Annotated in this window: 17 protein-coding genes; 9 read left to right on the top strand and 8 right to left on the bottom strand. The window is 66.2% G+C overall.

Translation table 11 applies throughout. The features are described 5' to 3' along the window. Positions 1-17: 17 nt before the first annotated feature. A complete protein-coding gene (locus DA1_RS08045; RefSeq protein ID WP_034367256.1) occupies positions 18-341 on the bottom strand; it encodes a winged helix-turn-helix transcriptional regulator in 324 nt (107 codons plus the stop codon). 150 nt (positions 342-491) lie between these two features. Between DA1_RS08045 and gstA the strand changes: the two genes are divergently transcribed. Next, a complete protein-coding gene (gstA, locus tag DA1_RS08040; protein ID WP_034392343.1) occupies positions 492-1,124 on the top strand; it encodes a glutathione transferase GstA in 633 nt (210 codons plus the stop codon). Positions 1,125-1,297: 173 nt separating this feature from the next. On the opposite strand, the gene DA1_RS08035 is transcribed toward gstA, so the two are convergent. The 4 genes from DA1_RS08035 to DA1_RS08020 form a co-directional block, all read right to left on the bottom strand. Then, the gene (locus DA1_RS08035) at positions 1,298-2,308 is read right to left on the bottom strand and encodes a hypothetical protein (protein ID WP_034392344.1); all 1,011 of its coding nucleotides are present in this window, start codon (positions 2,306-2,308) and stop codon (positions 1,298-1,300) included. 80 nt (positions 2,309-2,388) lie between these two features. Further along, on the bottom strand, positions 2,389-3,702 hold the full coding sequence (locus DA1_RS08030; RefSeq protein ID WP_034392346.1) for a hypothetical protein: 1,314 nt from the start codon (positions 3,700-3,702) through the stop codon (positions 2,389-2,391). Positions 3,703-4,151: 449 nt separating this feature from the next. Further along, a complete protein-coding gene (locus tag DA1_RS08025; protein ID WP_034392348.1) occupies positions 4,152-4,643 on the bottom strand; it encodes a response regulator transcription factor in 492 nt (163 codons plus the stop codon). Between the two features lie 691 nt (positions 4,644-5,334). Continuing rightward, complete coding sequence (locus DA1_RS08020; RefSeq protein ID WP_012204944.1) at positions 5,335-5,877, bottom strand: MarR family winged helix-turn-helix transcriptional regulator; 543 nt, start codon at positions 5,875-5,877, stop codon at positions 5,335-5,337. A gap of 61 nt (positions 5,878-5,938) precedes the next feature. On the opposite strand from DA1_RS08020, the gene DA1_RS08015 reads away from it, so the two are divergent. The 4 genes from DA1_RS08015 (at position 5,939) to DA1_RS08000 (ending at position 8,783) form a co-directional block, all read left to right on the top strand. Then, positions 5,939-6,838: an EamA family transporter gene (locus DA1_RS08015; RefSeq protein ID WP_174549375.1), complete on the top strand. Its 900-nt coding sequence runs from the start codon at positions 5,939-5,941 to the stop codon at positions 6,836-6,838. Positions 6,839-6,883: 45 nt separating this feature from the next. Beyond that, positions 6,884-7,519 (top strand): nitroreductase family protein, encoded by a 636-nt coding sequence (locus DA1_RS08010; protein ID WP_034392350.1) that lies wholly within the window; start codon positions 6,884-6,886, stop codon positions 7,517-7,519. Positions 7,520-7,594: 75 nt separating this feature from the next. After that, complete coding sequence (locus DA1_RS08005) at positions 7,595-8,218, top strand: dihydrofolate reductase family protein (protein ID WP_034392353.1); 624 nt, start codon at positions 7,595-7,597, stop codon at positions 8,216-8,218. Further along, entirely contained in the window at positions 8,211-8,783 is a 573-nt protein-coding gene (locus DA1_RS08000; RefSeq protein WP_034392356.1) for a TetR/AcrR family transcriptional regulator, read from the top strand. Before DA1_RS08005 ends, DA1_RS08000 begins: the two co-directional genes overlap by 8 nt. On the opposite strand, the gene DA1_RS07995 is transcribed toward DA1_RS08000, so the two are convergent. After that, entirely contained in the window at positions 8,780-9,451 is a 672-nt protein-coding gene (locus DA1_RS07995) for an ArsR/SmtB family transcription factor (RefSeq protein WP_034392359.1), read from the bottom strand. The genes DA1_RS08000 and DA1_RS07995 overlap by 4 nt on opposite strands. Positions 9,452-9,565: 114 nt before the next feature. Here DA1_RS07995 and DA1_RS07990 point away from each other — a divergent pair, with 114 nt between their 5' ends. Continuing rightward, positions 9,566-10,066 carry a DUF2938 domain-containing protein gene (locus DA1_RS07990; protein WP_034392361.1) on the top strand — a complete coding sequence of 167 codons (501 nt, stop codon included), beginning with the start codon at positions 9,566-9,568 and terminating at the stop codon, positions 10,064-10,066. 19 nt (positions 10,067-10,085) lie between these two features. Here DA1_RS07990 and DA1_RS07985 read toward each other — a convergent pair whose 3' ends face one another. Next, a complete protein-coding gene (locus tag DA1_RS07985; RefSeq protein WP_034398388.1) occupies positions 10,086-10,973 on the bottom strand; it encodes a LysR family transcriptional regulator in 888 nt (295 codons plus the stop codon). Between the two features lie 139 nt (positions 10,974-11,112). Between DA1_RS07985 and DA1_RS07980 the strand changes: the two genes are divergently transcribed. Beyond that, on the top strand, positions 11,113-12,666 hold the full coding sequence (locus DA1_RS07980; protein WP_034392364.1) for an MFS transporter: 1,554 nt from the start codon (positions 11,113-11,115) through the stop codon (positions 12,664-12,666). On the opposite strand, the gene DA1_RS07975 is transcribed toward DA1_RS07980, so the two are convergent. Continuing rightward, positions 12,659-13,018 (bottom strand): hypothetical protein, encoded by a 360-nt coding sequence (locus DA1_RS07975; protein ID WP_034392367.1) that lies wholly within the window; start codon positions 13,016-13,018, stop codon positions 12,659-12,661. The two genes, DA1_RS07980 and DA1_RS07975, sit on opposite strands and share 8 nt — an antisense overlap. A 245-nt stretch (positions 13,019-13,263) precedes the next feature. Between DA1_RS07975 and nikR the strand changes: the two genes are divergently transcribed. Continuing rightward, complete coding sequence (nikR, locus tag DA1_RS07970) at positions 13,264-13,722, top strand: nickel-responsive transcriptional regulator NikR (RefSeq protein ID WP_034392370.1); 459 nt, start codon at positions 13,264-13,266, stop codon at positions 13,720-13,722. Between the two features lie 89 nt (positions 13,723-13,811). After that, positions 13,812-15,875, top strand: coding sequence for a TonB-dependent receptor (locus DA1_RS07965; protein WP_034392373.1), 2,064 nt, complete (start codon positions 13,812-13,814; stop codon positions 15,873-15,875). The last annotated feature ends 1 nt before the right edge of the window (position 15,876 follow it).

Here is a 15,876-nt window from a genome sequence, read left to right as displayed (position 1 = left end):
AGCCGGCGCAGTTCTCGTCAGTCCGGCGCTTTCCCCTTCACCCACAGCCCAAACTCCTTCATCACTTCCACCACGGGCTTGAGCCGCTCCCCATCCTGGGTCAGCTCGTACTCCACCTTGATCGGCGCCGTGGGGTAGACCGTGCGCTTGACCAGGCCCGCTTCCTCCAGCGCGCGAAGGTCCAGGGTGAGGGAGCGTTGGGAGATGCCGGGCATGTCGCGGCGCAGGTCGTTGAAGCGCCGGGGGCCGTCGATGAGGTAGGAGGCGATGAGCAGCCTCCAGCGGCCGCCCAGCAGGCGCATGGCTTCTTCCACGGAGCAGCCGGAGATGTTGGATTTCATAGCACATTCATCATAGGCAGGCGGCAGGTATATTTTTTTAACCTATGGGCAGTTTTATTGCCTTCTTCCAGATTTATCCCTGGTGCATGACATTGGCCAGGGGCTGTGCCTGAATGCGCAGGCCCCTTGTTCCATCACCAGAGAAATTCCATGAAGCTGTATTACCTGCCGGGCGCCTGTTCGCTGGCGCCGCACATTGTCCTGAACGAGCTGGGGCTTGATTTCCAACTGGTCCGGGTGGACCACAAGACCCACCAGACGGAAGACGGCAGGGACTTCCGTGCGCTCAGCCCGTTCGGCTATGTCCCCTTGCTGGAGTTGGACGACGGCAGCCTGCTGCGGGAAGGGCCCGCCGTCCTGCAGTACCTGGCGGACCTGCGGCCTGCAGCGCTTCTGGCGCCGGCCCAGGGCAGCCTGGAGCGCTATCGGCTGCTGGAGTGGCTGGCCTTCCTGAATTCGGAAATCCACAAGGGCTTCATCCCGCTGCTGTATGCCGTGCTGGCGGGAAAGTACGGCGTGGAGACGGCCAAGCCCAAGCTGGAGCAGCGGTATGCCTGGGTGGATTCGCAACTGGCCGGCAAGCGCTACCTGATGGGCGATGGCTTCACCGTGGCCGATGCCTATCTGTACGCGCTCACGCAGTGGGGGCAGGCGCCGTGGCTGGAGTCGGTCTACAAGACGAGCATTCGCTTTGATGGCCTGGAGCATCTTGCAGGCTGGTACGCGCGGATGCGGGAGCGGCCTGCCGTGCGCCAGTCGCTGCAGGCGGAAGGTTTGCGATAGGGTGGGGGCCGCCACGCATTCGGCCACCAAGCACTTTGCTGCGTCATGGCAAGCAGCCTGCGCCTTGCGGCCCTCGGGTGCCCAATGCAATCGTCTGACGTGACGTGACGTGACGTGACGTGACGTGACGTGGACGTGGACGTGGACGTGGACGTGGACGTGGACGTGACGGATCACGCCAAGGTTTCGAGGCTCACGGCCACGATGACGGGGGCAGGCTCCGTGTTCACGAGGCGCAAGGCCTGGTTTGGCTGTCCGTCTCCGCGTGCGCGCTGAACCGTCACCCCCATGGCCTGCACGGTGTCAGCCTCATCCAGCGTCTGGCGCAGCGAGGCGGGGATCGGCGCTGCGGCAGTGAAGTCGAAGCGGGGTTTCAACGCGACGTAGAAAGTTGACACACGGCACGCCATCAGGCCGCCAGGCCCGAAGAATACGCCCGCATCCGGCACCAGGCCGCGACCCAGCGCCACCATCGAGGCGTCGTACCAGCTGCCGGGGTAGATCGGCACTTGGTCCCAGCATTCAGAGGTGATCGTGACCGTCTCCAGTGAAGCGGCGGGTAGCGCAAGGACGCGGCCGGAAGCGTCCAGGGCCTGCAGAGACGCCGGAGCCTGCGGCCCTGCGCCAGATGTGTCGTTGAGATTCAAGCGCAAGGTGCCGGGGTTTGCGATCGTGCCGACAGCCACTGCTGCGCTCCACTCCGACGAACTCTTGGGCAGTGTCCAGATCGGTTTCCACTGGAGGTAGCCGGTCTCGTACACCTTGGTCCATCCCACCGGAGTGGGCGAGTATGCAGGTTCGCCTGGAGGCGTTGCCATCTTCTGCATGGCGCCTGCAAGCATCGACTGATAGGGGAATTTGCAGGCTTCGAGTACCTGCAGAAAGGTCTTGTATCCCTGCGAAAAGCTGCGCCCCGACGCTTGGTACAGCGCGCCATTGGCAGCGGACTGGGGCACCGTATCTGCAAAGAGAAACTGCGCATCGGCCATGGTGCCGGTCACTGGATCCGGCCAGTTCCACGCGGTCACCGGCATCAGCATCTGCCCCCGCACCAGCGGCGCCGAAATGGATGCCGAGCGCTTGAACACCATGCCGGTTTTCGGCCCGCTCGATACGCTTGGGGCCCTTGGGGGCGGAGGCACCAGATCAGCCAAGCCGCCGAGGAACTGATGGATCACGTTCATGAACGCTGTCTCCGGTTGACGGGGGTGGGCGGGGTGGGCGGGACCCGCCACGGCGTCCCGCCCACCCGCTGGTCTTCAGGTCAATGGATGCCCGGGAAGTCGACGATCACGCCGATGATTTGCGGGTTCACCGAGGTGCTGCTGCCCTTGAAGGTATTGGCCTGTGCGGTGCTCTTGGTGTACTCGGACTGGTGACCGCCCGTGCCACCGAAGGTGAAGGGCCCGATGCGCACACCCGCGCTGCCCTCGAAGGCCTGCTTGTTTTGCTGATAGGTGTTGGCGCTCATCGTGATCTCGAACGAAGGCTTGTAGACGACCAGCAGCTCGGACACCCTTGCCGCGACGATGCCGTTCGGGCCGAACAGGGAGCTCGACCCCGGGCCACCGTTTGCCACCCACGGGGCGACGATGGTGTAGCCCTGGCCGTTCGGCCCCTGCTGTGCCTTGGCCAGTTCGCTCATGAAGCCGCCGGGGTACCAGTCGCCCGGATTCACCTTCACGCGCGTGGAGGACTCGCAGCTGATCTTCACGGCCGAGCTCGAGTCCTGGTTGAACAGGTCCGACTTGCTCCAGCCGCCCGATGCGTTGACGCTCCAGAAGAAGTTGCCAACGCTGGTCGAGCCCTTGGCAAACGAGGACTTGAAGTCGCTGCTCGATTGCGAAGATTTCATCGCGATCGAGAACGCGCCTGCGCTGCCATTGCTGAGCGCTGCGCGCCAGTCCGCGCCCGTCGTGTCGATGTGGAAGTCCGGCTGCCAGCGCAGGATGCCCGAGCCATCCGGCACCTTGGTCCAGCCTGCCGGTGCGTTGTTTGAGGCAGGGTCGCCCGACGGAATCTGCATCATGTCGATGGCGCGCTGCAGATCGCTGGGCATGCTGGCCCGCTCCAGCTCCATCTTCATCTTGACCGCCTGGTTGTAGGCGTTGGTGGCCGCCTGGATGGTCGTAATGTAGGCAGCAGCCTCCGGCGCGTTGTTGATCCACGTGCTGATGTCAGGGTAGCGGGCTGCGAATATGAGGCCGCCGTTCTGCTTTGAACTCAGGTAGAACTGGTTCATGTCGCTGTTGGCCTTGGCCATCGCATTGCTTTTCTGGACGCACAGGTTGGCCAGCTCCGTCTGATTGGCCTGCTGCTCGGGGCTGACCTTGAATGTCACGTGACCGAAGATCTGACGAACGGCGTCGAAGAGCGTTGCATCGAGGCTGCCGTACTGGCCGATCGCGGACCACTGCGGCATGCCGCTGACGATCTGATAGGCGGCCGGGTCCCATTGCCCGGTCGGAGCCGTGCCCCAGCTGAAGTCCTTGGGGGTGCCAAGCAACTGGAAATTCGGGGTGCCGAGATTATCGACAAGGGCGTTGTACAACTGGCTGAACATGGCTTGATCTGACATGGCTTGCAATTCCTGAAATTGAATGGATGGGGAGCGACATGAGGTTTGAAGTCATGAACGCTTTTCTTTGCCAATGAGAATGATTGCCCGGTATTGGGCCTAAGGCATGGGGTACTTGGGAGAAATCGCAGGGGGTGACCGCGAAGAGTGGTTCATGGCGGGATACTCCTTTGAGTTGCGTGCAGGAATCCGACACGTGGGCGCCGGGAAGATGCCTCGACGGACGCTAACCGTAGAGACGAAGAGGTGAAGGGATATGAGCCTTTGCAGCCTTTCAAGGCTCGCGCGGATATTCCATATCAACCGCGCAAACCTGGAATGCACTGGCGCCTGCTGAAGCCGTCATAAATATTCGTTGGACTCATCATGCCCAATTGCATCAGGAGGATGGAATACTTCCAATGTCGTATTCGGTGAGCACGGACAGGCGATGCATGCTGGCCTGGATATCAGATGCTGCCGCCATTGCGAGTTGCCGTTGGCGCGAATGTCTGCAATTGGGCGGTGCTTGTCAGGCCCAGTTTGCGCAGAATGTTTTCGCGATGCTTGCGCACGGTCAAGTCGCTGAGGTAAAGCGAACGTGCGATCTCCTTGCTGGTCTGGCCCGCCAGCACGTGCACCATCACCTCCTGCTCGCGGGGAGACAGAGGGAGCGGTGAGCGGGCAGCGCTCAACCAGCCTTGCCGCCTGGCATGCGTGACGAGTTCTACGGCATTGCGCAGGCCCAACCGCGTACACATATTGCTGCGGTGCTTGCGTACCGTGTGTTCGCTGATGCCCAGCGTGTGCGCAATGTCCCTGCAGCCGAGGCCTTTGGCCATCGCTTCGAGTACATCGATTTCGCGCGCGGTGAGCGCAGACGCGATGACTTCATCTGCTATTGGATGCGCAGCATCGAGATGGCATTCGCTATTTGCCAAAGCTATTTCCGATCTATCCATGGTATGTCTCCCATTTGTTATGTGCCGATGCCATAGGGCCATTCCACGCCGAAGCCTCGGCGAGACTGCTTTGCACAGTGCCGTTTGAAAGATTGAATAACTCGCTAAACCGCCTGTTTACCGCCTGAGTAAACTGACGTCATGCCATTCGTGTGAAAATTGTGCGGTAAAGGATCAGCCGGAAAAAGCCTGAACATTGGACGATGGAAAATCGCGCGCATTCAGCCTGTGGCAGCCTTTTGTATCCAAGGCGGGAGATTAGTAAACCATTATCAAGATGGTGTGGTGCGTTGAGGGAGTATCAAAGTCGTTTGAGAATCTGTTATCGCCATTTCACCGTTGGAATGGACATCTTAGTGGAAATCTTTGGTGAAATCATTACATCTGGCTACAAAAATTCGACACCAAGGTTTTTGCAGCAGATTGTGGGGAAGCCAATGGTCTTCTGTGGGTCGCGCTTGCGTGATCAGGATTTTCTGGCATTGCCCATCCGAGTCCAGGATGCGGGCTGTTGCGCAGGTCTTGAGACATGCGCGTAAGCAATTCCTGCCATGGCGTATCGAGAAGCGGCTGGGTGCCTGCGACGTGCTTCAAGGGAAGCACCTCTTTTGCCAAAAGCGTTCCCGGGTCATGACGAAGGGCGTGAGCACCACGACCGTCGCCAGTCCCAATGACCTGGATATACGCCAGTTCAGGGGGCAGGGCGAGTGCCCTCGTCAGGCCCGCCCTCCAGCACGCGCAGCAGCTGGGACAGCCGCTGGTCCAGCGCGGCCAGTTCGGCAACGGGCATGGGCGCCAGCATGGCGCGCTCGTTGTCCAGGTGCGCTTCCACCGCGCGGTCTATCAGCTCCAGCCCCTGGTCGGTGAGCTGCACCAGCATGCTGCGCGCGTCCTGCGGGTTGGGCAGGCGCTGCACCAGGCCGCGCGTCTCCAGGCTTTTCATGCGGTGGGTCATGGTGCCCGAGGTGACCATGAGCGTGGAAAACAGGGCCGTGGGCGTGAGGCAGAAGGGCGCGCCCGAGCGGCGCAGCGTGGCCAGCACGTCGAATTCCCACATGGTCATGCCGAAGCGCGCAAAGCACTCTTCCAGCCGTTGCTCCAGCAGGGCGGCGCAGCGCTTGATACGGCCGATGGGGCCCATGGGGCTGGCGTCCAGGTCGGGGCGTTCGCGCGCCCATTGTTCGAGGATGGTGTCTACCCGGTCGGGCAGGCGGGGGAGGGTGGGTTTCGGCATTTGTCTTGATTTTAAGATAAGTCGTGCATAATGGATTTGTCTTGAATTGAAGATAAATGCCATGTCCTACTCGCCATCCTCCTCCGCCTCACCCTCGGCCAGCCCCGCCCTGTCCTGGCGCGACATCCTGCTGACCGCGCTGGCGCCCGCCATCTGGGGCTCCACCTACATCGTCACTTCCGAACTGCTGCCGCCAGACCGTCCGTTCACGGCTGCGCTGATCCGCGTGCTGCCGGCCGGGCTGCTGCTGGTGCTGTTCACGCGGCGGCTGCCCGTGGGCTCGGGCTGGTGGCGGCTGCTGGTGCTGGGCGGGCTGAACATCGGCGTGTTCCAGGCGCTGTTGTTTGTGGCGGCCTACCGGCTGCCGGGCGGGCTGGCGGCCGTGCTGGGTGCCGTGCAGCCCCTGCTGGTGATGGCGCTGGCCTGGGGCGTGGACGGGCGGGTCCCCGCGCGGCTGACGTTGTGGGCCGCCGTGGCGGGCATTGCGGGCATGGCGGTGTTGCTGCTGTCGCCGCAGACGGTGTTCGAGCCTGTGGGCATGGCGGCGGCATTGGCGGGTGCGGTGTGCATGGCGGCCGGCACCTGGCTCACGCGGCGCTGGCGCGTGGACTTGCCGGTGCTGGCGCTGACGGGCTGGCAACTGCTGTTTGGCGGGCTGATGCTGCTGCCGCTGGCCTGGTGGGTGGATGCGCCGCTGCCCGCGCTGTCGCCCACCCAGCTGGGCGCCTATGCCTACCTGTGTCTTGCCGGCGCGCTGCTGGCCTATGTGCTGTGGTTTCGCGGCATCGGGCGACTGCCTTCGGTGGCCGTGTCTTCGCTGGGCCTGCTGAGCCCGCTCACCGCCGTGGTCCTGGGCTGGGCGCTGCTGTCGCAGTCCATGACGGGCCTGTCCTTCCTGGGACTGCTGGTGGTGCTGGCCAGCGTGCTGGCGGTGCAGTGGTCTGCTTCGCGCGGCGCCTGAGTTTTTGCACTGAGTTCTTTCTCTTTTTCCCACCGAGCGTTTCACATGACTTCTTCCGCACTTTCCTCCATGCCCATCGGGCAGGCCATCGCTTCGCGCATTTCCGCAGACCGTTTCGAGCCGGGCTGCCCGTTGGCCGATGAGACGCTGGCCGCGCTTGTGGCCCAGGCCTCGCTGTCCCCGTCGGCCTACAACCTGCAGAACTGGCGCTTCATTGCCGTGCGCACACCCGAGGCCAAGGCGCGCCTGAAGGCCGCCGCCTATGGGCAGCAGAAGGTGGAGGACGCCTCTGCCGTCTTCATCGTCTGCGGCACGCTGGCCGCGCATGCGCGGCTGGCGGAGTTCTTGCAGCCCAGCGTGGACGGCGGGCTGATGAGCCAGCGCACGGCCGATGGCTGGGTAGCCCAGGCCCAGGCCGCGCACGCGGACAACCTGCAGCTGCAGCGCGATGAGGCTGTGCGCTCGGCCTCGCTGGCGGCCATGACGCTGATGCTGTCCGCCCAGGGCCTGGCGCTGGCCAGCTGCCCCATGGTGGGATTCGATGCGGAACTGCTGGCAGCGGGCTTTGGCCTGCAGGCCCACGAACTGCCCGTGATGCTGGTCGCCGTGGGCCACGCGGCAGGCACGCCACGCCCCCAGAAGGCGCGCAGGCCGCTGGCCGACATCCTGGCCTATGCCTGAGCACGGCCATCGGTAGCCAGGGTGCCGCAGATTAATTATCATACGATGTATGTTTAATTGGATGGAGAGACTGCCATGGCACCCGACAGGACACCCGCAAAAGCACACGGCAATGCGTTCGGCAATGCATTCGGCAAGGTCTTCATCGCCACTTCGGTGGATGGTTTTATTGCCCGGCCCGATGGTTCGCTGGACTGGCTGCCGGCCGGGGGCGATGGTGGCGAGGACTATGGCTACGCGGCCTTCATGAAGACGGTGGATGGCATCGTCATGGGCCGCTCCACCTATGAAAGCGTGCTGGGCTTCGACGGCTGGCCGTTTGAGAAACCCGTGGTGGTGATGAGCCGCACGCTGGGCGCGAGCGATGTGCCTGCCCACCTGCGCGGCAAGTTGCGCATCACGTCAGCCCAGCCTGCCCAACTGGTGGCCGAGCTGCGGGCCGAGGGCTGGAGCAGCGCCTATATCGACGGCGGCGCCGTGATCCGCGCGTTTCTGGCGGCCGGCGAGATTGGCGAGATGACGATCACCCGCGTGCCCGTGCTGATCGGCGCGGGGCGGCCGCTGTTTGGCGATATTGGCTGCGATCTGCGGTTGACGTGCCTGGCCTCCCAGGCCTATCCCAGCGGCATGGTCAGCACGCGCTACCGGGTGGAGGCGGGCGGCCGGGTCATGGTGCGCAACGGGGGCGGCGATGAGTGAGCAGGCTGTACCGTCTGCACAGGCTGCACGGCGCGGGCGCCCCTCGGCAGGGCGTTCGCTCAGCCGTGATCAGGTGCTGGATGCCGGGCTGGCCTTGCTGGAGGCCGTGGGCGCGCAGGGCTTTGGCCTGCGGCCGCTGGCGCGGCAGCTGGGCATTACGCCCATGTCGGTGATCCACCATGTGGGCGACCAGCAGGAATTGATGCGCAGCCTGGTGGAGCGCGTGCATGGCCAGCCGCTGGCCGAACCGCAGCCCGGACTTGCGCCGGCGCAGCGTGTGCAGGCGCTGCTGGCGGGCTACATGGAGCGCGTGCGCCGCCATCCGGCGCTGACGGTGTGCATTCTGGGCGACCCGGCCCTGTTCACCGAGTCGCTGGCCGCCTTCACGCAGCGGCTGCGCGGCGAGGTGCAGCAGTGCGAGTCCAGCGATGGCGATGCCGCCGTGCTGCTGGACTTGCTGATCGATTACACCCATGGCCATGCGCTGGCGCTGGCCCTGTCGGGCGAGGGCGCGCAGGCCTTGCATGGCCGGTTCGAGCAAGGGCTGGCGCGGCTGCTGCGCTAGGCGCCGGCCTCCACGCGCAGGCCGGCCTGTTGCCAGCCGGTGAAGCCTGCCTCGAAGCGCCGCGCCTCCCGGCCGCTGGCGCGCAGCGCCGTGACGGCATTGGCCGAGAGCACGCAGTACTGGCCCCCGCAATAGGCCACGATGTCCTTGTCGGGCGGCAGCGCGTCCAGCTCGCCTTCCAGCGCTTCCAGGGGAATGTTGACGGCCCCGGGCAGGTGGCCCTGGGCGAATTCCGCTGGAGGACGCACGTCCAGCACGATGGTGTCGTCCATCTGCATGCGCTGCAGCAGCTCGTCCAGCGCAACGGCTTGCAGGCGGTCACGCTGGCGCAGGCTGTCGGAGACCACGGCGCGGATCTCGGCGTGGCGGAATTGCAGATAGTTGTGCAGCGCATCGATGATGCCGGTGATGGGCCCGTCGCCCAGCCGGTACAGCACATGCTTGCCCTCGCGCCGTGTGAGCACCATGCCCGCGCGCTTGAGGTGCTGCAGGTGCTGGGAGGTGTTGGCCACGGACAGCCCGCACAGCTCGGCCAGGCGCTCCACGGGCTGCTCGCCTTCGGCCGCATGGCTCAGCAAGGCGAGGCGGTGGGCATGGCCCAGGGTGCGCGCCAGGTCGGCCAGGTCGGGGAAGGCCTCGATCGGTACAGGGCTGCTTGACGGATTCATGGGGGATAGCCTAGCATCGCACAAACATTCAATCAATTAATTGAATGTATTGTTCATTGTGCATGCGGTGGCATCCAAGGAGGCCGCTGCAAACCTGCAAGAGAGTGAAGAGACATGCTGGATGTGCCGGAATTCCTGCTGCGCGCCGTGCTGACGGGCGCAGGCGCGACCTTGGTGATGGATGTGTGGGCGCTGCTGCTGCAGCGTCTGTGGGGCGTGCCTTCGCTGGACTACGCCATGGTGGGCCGCTGGCTGGGCCATCTGCCGCGCGGCCGGCTGGTGCATGCCGGTATCGGCCGGTCCGCGCCGGTGGCGGGTGAGAAGGCCCTGGGCTGGGTGGCGCACTATGCGATCGGCGTGGCCTTTGCGGCAGCCCTGCTGGCCCTGGCGGGTGAGGGCTGGGCCCGGGCGCCCACGCTGTGGCCGGCCCTGGCCTGGGGCGTGTTCACCGTGGCCGTACCCTTCCTGGCGCTGCAGCCGTGCATGGGGGCGGGGCTGTTTGCCCGCAAGACACCCAAGCCCACCGTGGCGCGGCTGCGCAGCCTGATGGCGCACACGGTGTTCGGCCTGGGCCTGTTCATCGCGGCCTGGGCCGTCTCGCAACTGCGGGGCTGAGCGGATGCGCTGACCCGGTTCAGGCAAACAGCCTGTGCGCCATGAATTCGAGAAAGGCCCTGACCTTGGGCGAGAGGTCGCGGCCCGGGGGCCAGACCATCCATACCGTGCCCTGGGCGTTGGCGGTGAACGGGTCGAGCACGGTCTGCAGCAGGCCCTGCTCCAGCTGGCGGGCCACGGTGAAATCCGGCAGGCAGGCAATGCCCTGGCCGCGCAGCGCCAGGAAGATGCGCATCTCCACGCTGTTGCAGACCACGCTGGAGGGCAGCGCGGGCGGGGCGGTGTCGTCGTCATTTCCCAAGGGCCAGCGCTCCAGCCGGCCGGTGGCCGGATAGCGGTAGTGCAGGCATTGGTGGCGGGCCAGGTCGGCAGGTTGCGCCGGCCTGCCATGGCGCTGGAAATAGGCGGGCGAGCCCACCAGCACGCGCCGGAAGCCGCCCAGCCGCCGGTGCTTGAGGCCCGAGTCCTGCAGCGGCGCGGCGCGTATGGCCACGTCAAAGCCGTCGCCGATCACATCGACCAGATGGTCCGAGAAGTTCAGGTCCAGTTCGACCTCGGGGTACTCCAGCAGGAAGTCCGAGAGCGCCTGCTCGAACAAACCGCAGTGGCGTGGCAGGCTGACCTTGAGCCGGCCCTGGGGCCGCTCGCCCGCATGGCGCAGTTCCTGCTGGGCGGCCTCGACCTCGCAGAGGATGCGCCGGCAGCGCTCCAGAAAGCGTTCGCCCTCGGCCGTCAGTGCCAGTGTGCGCGTGCTGCGGTTGAACAGGCGCACGCCCAGGCGCTCCTCCAGCCGCGCCACGGCCTTGCCCACGGCCGAGGGCGACAGCCCCAGCTCGCGCGCCACGGCAGAAAAGCCCAGCCGCTCGGCCACGCGCACAAACAGGCCGATGCTGCCCAGGCTGTCTATTTCCATGCGCTGTGTGAAGAGGTGAATGAAGAAGATGATTTGAGACTCGGGTGTCTCAAGTGTTCGGAAATGAAGATGGATTGTCTCAGATGAAGGCGGGCCTACGCTGGCGGTCGTTTCTTGAAATGGCGCACAAACCATGTCTTCCCTCTCTCGCGGCAGCCCCCTCAAATGGCTGCAACTGCTGGCCGTCTGCCTGACGGGGCTGCTGATTCCCCTGAGCTTCACGGGCCCGGCCGTGGCCCTGCCTTCCATCCATGCCGAGCTGGGCGGCACGCCCTCCCAGCTGGGCTGGATCATGAATGCCTACATCCTGAGCTACGGCAGCGCCATGATGGTGGCCGGCAGCCTGACCGACATCCATGGCCGGCGCCGCCTGTGGCTGCTGGGGCTGGCCTGGTTCGGCCTGCTGAGCTTTGGCGTGGGCCTGGCAACCGATCTGCGCTGGGCCGATGGGCTGCGCCTGCTGCAGGGGCTGGGCGGGGCGGTGGCCTTTGCGGCGGCCATGTCTTCGCTGGCGCCGCTGTTCGAGGGCGCAGCGCGCATGCGGGCCTTCAGCCTGCTGGGCACGACCTTTGGCCTGGGCCTGGCCTTCGGCCCCTGGGTGTCGGGCTTGATGGTGGACAGCCTGGGCTGGCGCTGGGTGTTCCATGGGACGGGGCTGGTGGCGCTGCTCGGCCTGCCCATGGTGATGGCCAGCGCGCGGCGCGATGAAGCCGTGTCTGCCGACCGGCCCGACTGGCTGGGCGCAGCCCTGTTCACCCTGGCCCTGGGCGGCTTCACCTACGGCGTGCTGATGGTGCCCGAGCGCGGCTGGCTCCATGCCGAGGTGCTGGGGCCGCTGGCGCTGTCCGCCGTGCTGCTCGTGGTCTTCGTGGCGGTGCAGCGGCGCGTGGCCCGTCCGTTGCTGGATCTGTCGCTGTTCTCGCAGCCGCGCTTTCTGGGCGTGCAGTTGCTGGCGGCGTCACCGGCGTTTCTGTTCATCTCTCTGGTGGTCATGCTGCCCGGGCGCTTCATCGGCGTGGAGGGCCTCAGCCCGCTGGCGGCGGGCCGCATGATGGGCTGGCTGGCGGCGCCCTTGCTGGTGGTGCCGCTGCTGGCGGCCCTGCTGGTGGGCCTGCTGTCGCGCTGGATCAGCCCCGGCCGGCTGTCGGCGGCCGGTCTGCTGCTGGCCGCGGCGGGCCTGTGGTGGCTGGCCGGTGCCTTCGGGCAGGGCGCCGGTCCGGCGTTGGCGCTGCCCTTGCTGCTGATAGGCACCGGCATTGGCCTGCCCTGGGGCCTGATGGACGGGCTGGCCGTGAGCACCGTGGCGCCAGACCGCGTGGGCATGGCCACGGGCATCTTCAACACCGTGCGCATCTCGGCGGACGGCGTGGCCCTGGCCGTGGCGGGCGCCGTGCTGGCGGTGCTGGTGGAGGGGCGGCTTGGCGGGCTGTCGCTCGATGCAGGCCTGCGGCGCGAGATGGCCGGGCAGCTTGCCCAGGCCGATCTGGCGCGTGCCGCCCAGGTGCTGCCGGGGCAGGACGGATTGCTGGCGCAGGTGTACGGCGCGGCCTTCCACGATCTGTTGCTGCTGCTGGCGGGGCTGGCGGTGGTCACGGCGCTGGCCGTGCTGTGGCTGCTGGAGCGCAAGGGCCGGGCCGTGTCTTCCCCGGAGCAACTGGCCCCGCAAGCCGGGCGCAGGCTCAGCTAGCAGGCTGCAACTGCACGCCCAGGCGCGAGAACAGGATCTGCCGGCCATCGCCCTGCAGGCGCTGTATCACCATGCCACCATCGCGGTGCAGGTAGATGCGCAGGGCGCTGCCGTTGCCGGGATCGTGGTCCAGGTAGCAGGGGTCCTTGTCCAGATCCTTCCAGCCGTGGAGTTCGACCAGCCTGCGTCCGGCGAGGCGGCGCAGCTCGGTCTCGGGGGCCGCGAAATAGGTGTGGGTCTGAAGCCACAGCGTGCGCAGCTGCTCGAAGGACTGTTCGCGCGAGGAACAGGCGGGCGCAGCCTCCAGCAGGGACAGCAGCATGTCCAGAAGCTGATCGAATGAATACTGCATGCCGCGCCCCTTTCAGCGATCGACGGTGCGCACTGCGCAACCTCGATCAGGGTAACCGGATATTGCGCGAATGTGAACAAAGCATGACCGTGGTGGTTTGTCGCTATTGCCAGCCTGCGCCGACAGTGATTGGCGCGGGTGTTGCATGCAGGGCACCGGCCTGGATGGCCGGACAATGGCCGGCACATCCTGCGTGATGCCGACCTTTTTTGTTCCCGCCACCTGTTTCCCCACTTCTGCTGCCCATGGAACGCTTCACCATCTCCATCGACGACGACCTGGCCCGTGATTTCGACGCATGGATCGCCGCGCGCGGCTACGACAACCGCTCCGAGGCCATCCGCGACGTGCTGCGCGCCCACCTGGCCCAGGTGCGCGAGCGCGAGGACGCCGACGGCCTGTGCGTGGCCAACCTGTCCTATGTCTACAACCACCACGAGCGCGACCTGTCCGAGCGCCTGGCCAGCCTGCAGCACGACCACCATGAGCTGCACATGGCCACCACCCATGTGCACCTGGACCATGAGCAGTGCATAGAGACGGTGATGCTGCGCGGCCCGGCCAGCGCCGTGCGGCGATTTGCCGACACCATCACGGCCGAGCGCGGCGTGCACCACGGCCAGCTCAACGTGGTGATGGTGCGCAGGGCAGAGCCTGGCGGGCACGATCACGCGCACCACCATCCGCATTCGCACGACGATTGAGCCAGCCCGGGGCCGGGCGCCTTGCGCAGCCCTTGTCATGCAGGTCGGTATGAAGTTTGCTTTTTTCTTCATACAACTCCTGGAAACGCATGACACATTCCCTGAATTCCCTTTCCCGGCGCCTTGCCGTGCACCAGATTGCGGCAGCTGGCCTGCTGGGCCTGGGTTGCATTCCCCATGTCGGTGCACAGCAGGCGGGCGACGCCACGGCCAGCCTGCAGCCTGTCGAGGTCAAGGGCCAGACCGCGCGCGGCGCCTCGGCCGCCTACACCACCACGGTGATCGAGGCCGAGGACATCGCCAACGCCCATGTCAGCCATCCGCAGGAGCTGCTGCGCCAGGTGCCGGGCATGAATGTGCAGAACTACCAGCTGTCCGGCGTGGGTGACGCCATCGTCATGCGCGGCTTCGGCGGTGGCGGCCATGGCGGCGACGTGGGCGTGGTGCTGGACGGCATTCCACTGAACGAGGCCATGTCGCATGCTGACGGCTATGTGGACCTGGGCGTGATCGTGCCGCTGGAGATGGAGCGCATCAGCATCTACAAGGGTCCCGTGTCCGCGCTGTACGGCAACTTCAACCGTGCAGGGCTGATGGCGATAGAGACGCGCAAGCAGGGCGACTACACCCCCTACCGCGAGGCTGATGTCAGCCTGTCCTCCCACGGCACGCTGGACGCGCAGGGCGCCCTGGGGCTGAAGCTGGGGGAGGGCGAATTCCTGAACCTGGCGGCCCAGCACTACCGCACCGATGGATTTCGCGCGCAGTCGCAGTTCCAGCGCAGCACGGCGGCCCTGCGCTGGAGCAAGCGGCTCACGCCGCAGCTGGAGGTTGCGCTGTCGGCACGGCTGCACCATGGTGAGGGCGATTCGCCGTCGTACCTGACGGCGGGGCAGTTCGCGCGCGATCCGCAAGGCATGGACCCGCGCGCCATGAACGATGGCACGCGCAAGAACTTCGCCACGCTGCGGGCCGATGTGCAGTACGCGCTCTCGCCCCGGCTGACCTGGCTGGGCCATGCCTACACCACGCAGCAAAGCTTCACGCGCTGGTTCAGCCGGCCCATCGACGCACTGCAGTGGCGCCAGCGCGAGGAAAGCTATGACCGCGCCGTCTACGGCGCCGGCACCAGCCTCAATGGCCGCCATGTCACGGCGCTCACCCCGCTCAACTGGGTGGCCGGGCTGGAGGCCGTGCGCGAGTCCACCGACTACCAGTTCTACGACGGCCTGCAATGGCGCGAGCGCACCGGCGCAGCCATTGACGACCGCAATTCCAGGCTCAACACCCTCTCGGCCTTTGCCGAGGTGGATGCGCCCGTTCACCGCCTGCTGCAGCTGTCCGCCGGCCTGCGCTGGGACCGCTTCACGGGCGGCTGCCGTCCCAACGGCCCCGAGACGGGCAGCGACCCCTGCGGCCCGCTCGCGCGCACCTCGCATGCCAGCCCCAAGCTGGGCCTGCGCTCGCAGGTGGCGCCGGGCGTGCTGCTGCGCGCCAGCTGGTCCGAAGGATTTGCGTTGGCCAGCGATTTCGCCAAGTACGCGCTGGGCGCTGCGCGGCTGGACCCCAATATCTTTCGGCAGACCGAAGTGGGCGCGCAGATCAAGCCCATGCCGGGCCTGGTGCTGGATGTGGCCGCCTATCGGCTGCAGTCCTCGGGCGAGATCCGCAACGTGGCGCCCGGCGTGTACGAGAACTTCGGCGCCACGCGCCGCACGGGCTTGGAGGCCAGCGCGCTGTGGGCGGTGCGCAAGAACCTGGACCTGCAACTGGCCTGGGGCAGCGCCCATTCGCGCGTGACCGAGAACGGCAACCCGGCCCTGGTCGGCAACCAGGTGGCCGGCGTGCCCCGGCAGACGGCCACCGTGGGCCTGGCCTGGCGCCCGCTGGCGCAGTGGGAGGGCACGCTCACCTGGCGCCGCGTGGGCCGCTATGCCGTCACGGCCGACAACAGCGTGTTCTACGGCGGCTACGCCACCTGGGACCTGGGCCTGAGCTGGCGCCTGCCTTCGGCGCGCAGCCGCATCTATGCCGTGGTCTCCAACCTGGGGGACAAGGCCTATGCCACGTCGGCCTCGGTCATCCGCGGCGTGCCGCTGTTCGCGCCCGGCGCGCCGCGCACGCTCAAGGTCGGCGTGCAGACACAGTTTTGAG

Origin of the sequence: Delftia acidovorans NBRC 14950, assembly GCF_001598795.1 — a bacterium.
Lineage (GTDB): Bacteria > Pseudomonadota > Gammaproteobacteria > Burkholderiales > Burkholderiaceae_C > Comamonas > Comamonas acidovorans.
This window is presented reverse-complemented; position numbering and strand designations above follow the sequence as displayed.

Coding starts and splice junctions, on each gene's coding strand:
- DA1_RS08045 (WP_034367256.1), bottom strand. CDS start 341: ATGAAATCCAACATCTCCGGCTGCTCCGTGGAAGAAGCCATGCGCCTG.
- gstA (WP_034392343.1), top strand. CDS start 492: ATGAAGCTGTATTACCTGCCGGGCGCCTGTTCGCTGGCGCCGCACATT.
- DA1_RS08035 (WP_034392344.1), bottom strand. CDS start 2,308: ATGAACGTGATCCATCAGTTCCTCGGCGGCTTGGCTGATCTGGTGCCT.
- DA1_RS08030 (WP_034392346.1), bottom strand. CDS start 3,702: ATGTCAGATCAAGCCATGTTCAGCCAGTTGTACAACGCCCTTGTCGAT.
- DA1_RS08025 (WP_034392348.1), bottom strand. CDS start 4,643: ATGGATAGATCGGAAATAGCTTTGGCAAATAGCGAATGCCATCTCGAT.
- DA1_RS08020 (WP_012204944.1), bottom strand. CDS start 5,877: ATGCCGAAACCCACCCTCCCCCGCCTGCCCGACCGGGTAGACACCATC.
- DA1_RS08015 (WP_174549375.1), top strand. CDS start 5,939: ATGTCCTACTCGCCATCCTCCTCCGCCTCACCCTCGGCCAGCCCCGCC.
- DA1_RS08010 (WP_034392350.1), top strand. CDS start 6,884: ATGACTTCTTCCGCACTTTCCTCCATGCCCATCGGGCAGGCCATCGCT.
- DA1_RS08005 (WP_034392353.1), top strand. CDS start 7,595: ATGGCACCCGACAGGACACCCGCAAAAGCACACGGCAATGCGTTCGGC.
- DA1_RS08000 (WP_034392356.1), top strand. CDS start 8,211: ATGAGTGAGCAGGCTGTACCGTCTGCACAGGCTGCACGGCGCGGGCGC.
- DA1_RS07995 (WP_034392359.1), bottom strand. CDS start 9,451: ATGAATCCGTCAAGCAGCCCTGTACCGATCGAGGCCTTCCCCGACCTG.
- DA1_RS07990 (WP_034392361.1), top strand. CDS start 9,566: ATGCTGGATGTGCCGGAATTCCTGCTGCGCGCCGTGCTGACGGGCGCA.
- DA1_RS07980 (WP_034392364.1), top strand. CDS start 11,113: ATGTCTTCCCTCTCTCGCGGCAGCCCCCTCAAATGGCTGCAACTGCTG.
- DA1_RS07975 (WP_034392367.1), bottom strand. CDS start 13,018: ATGCAGTATTCATTCGATCAGCTTCTGGACATGCTGCTGTCCCTGCTG.
- nikR (WP_034392370.1), top strand. CDS start 13,264: ATGGAACGCTTCACCATCTCCATCGACGACGACCTGGCCCGTGATTTC.
- DA1_RS07965 (WP_034392373.1), top strand. CDS start 13,812: ATGACACATTCCCTGAATTCCCTTTCCCGGCGCCTTGCCGTGCACCAG.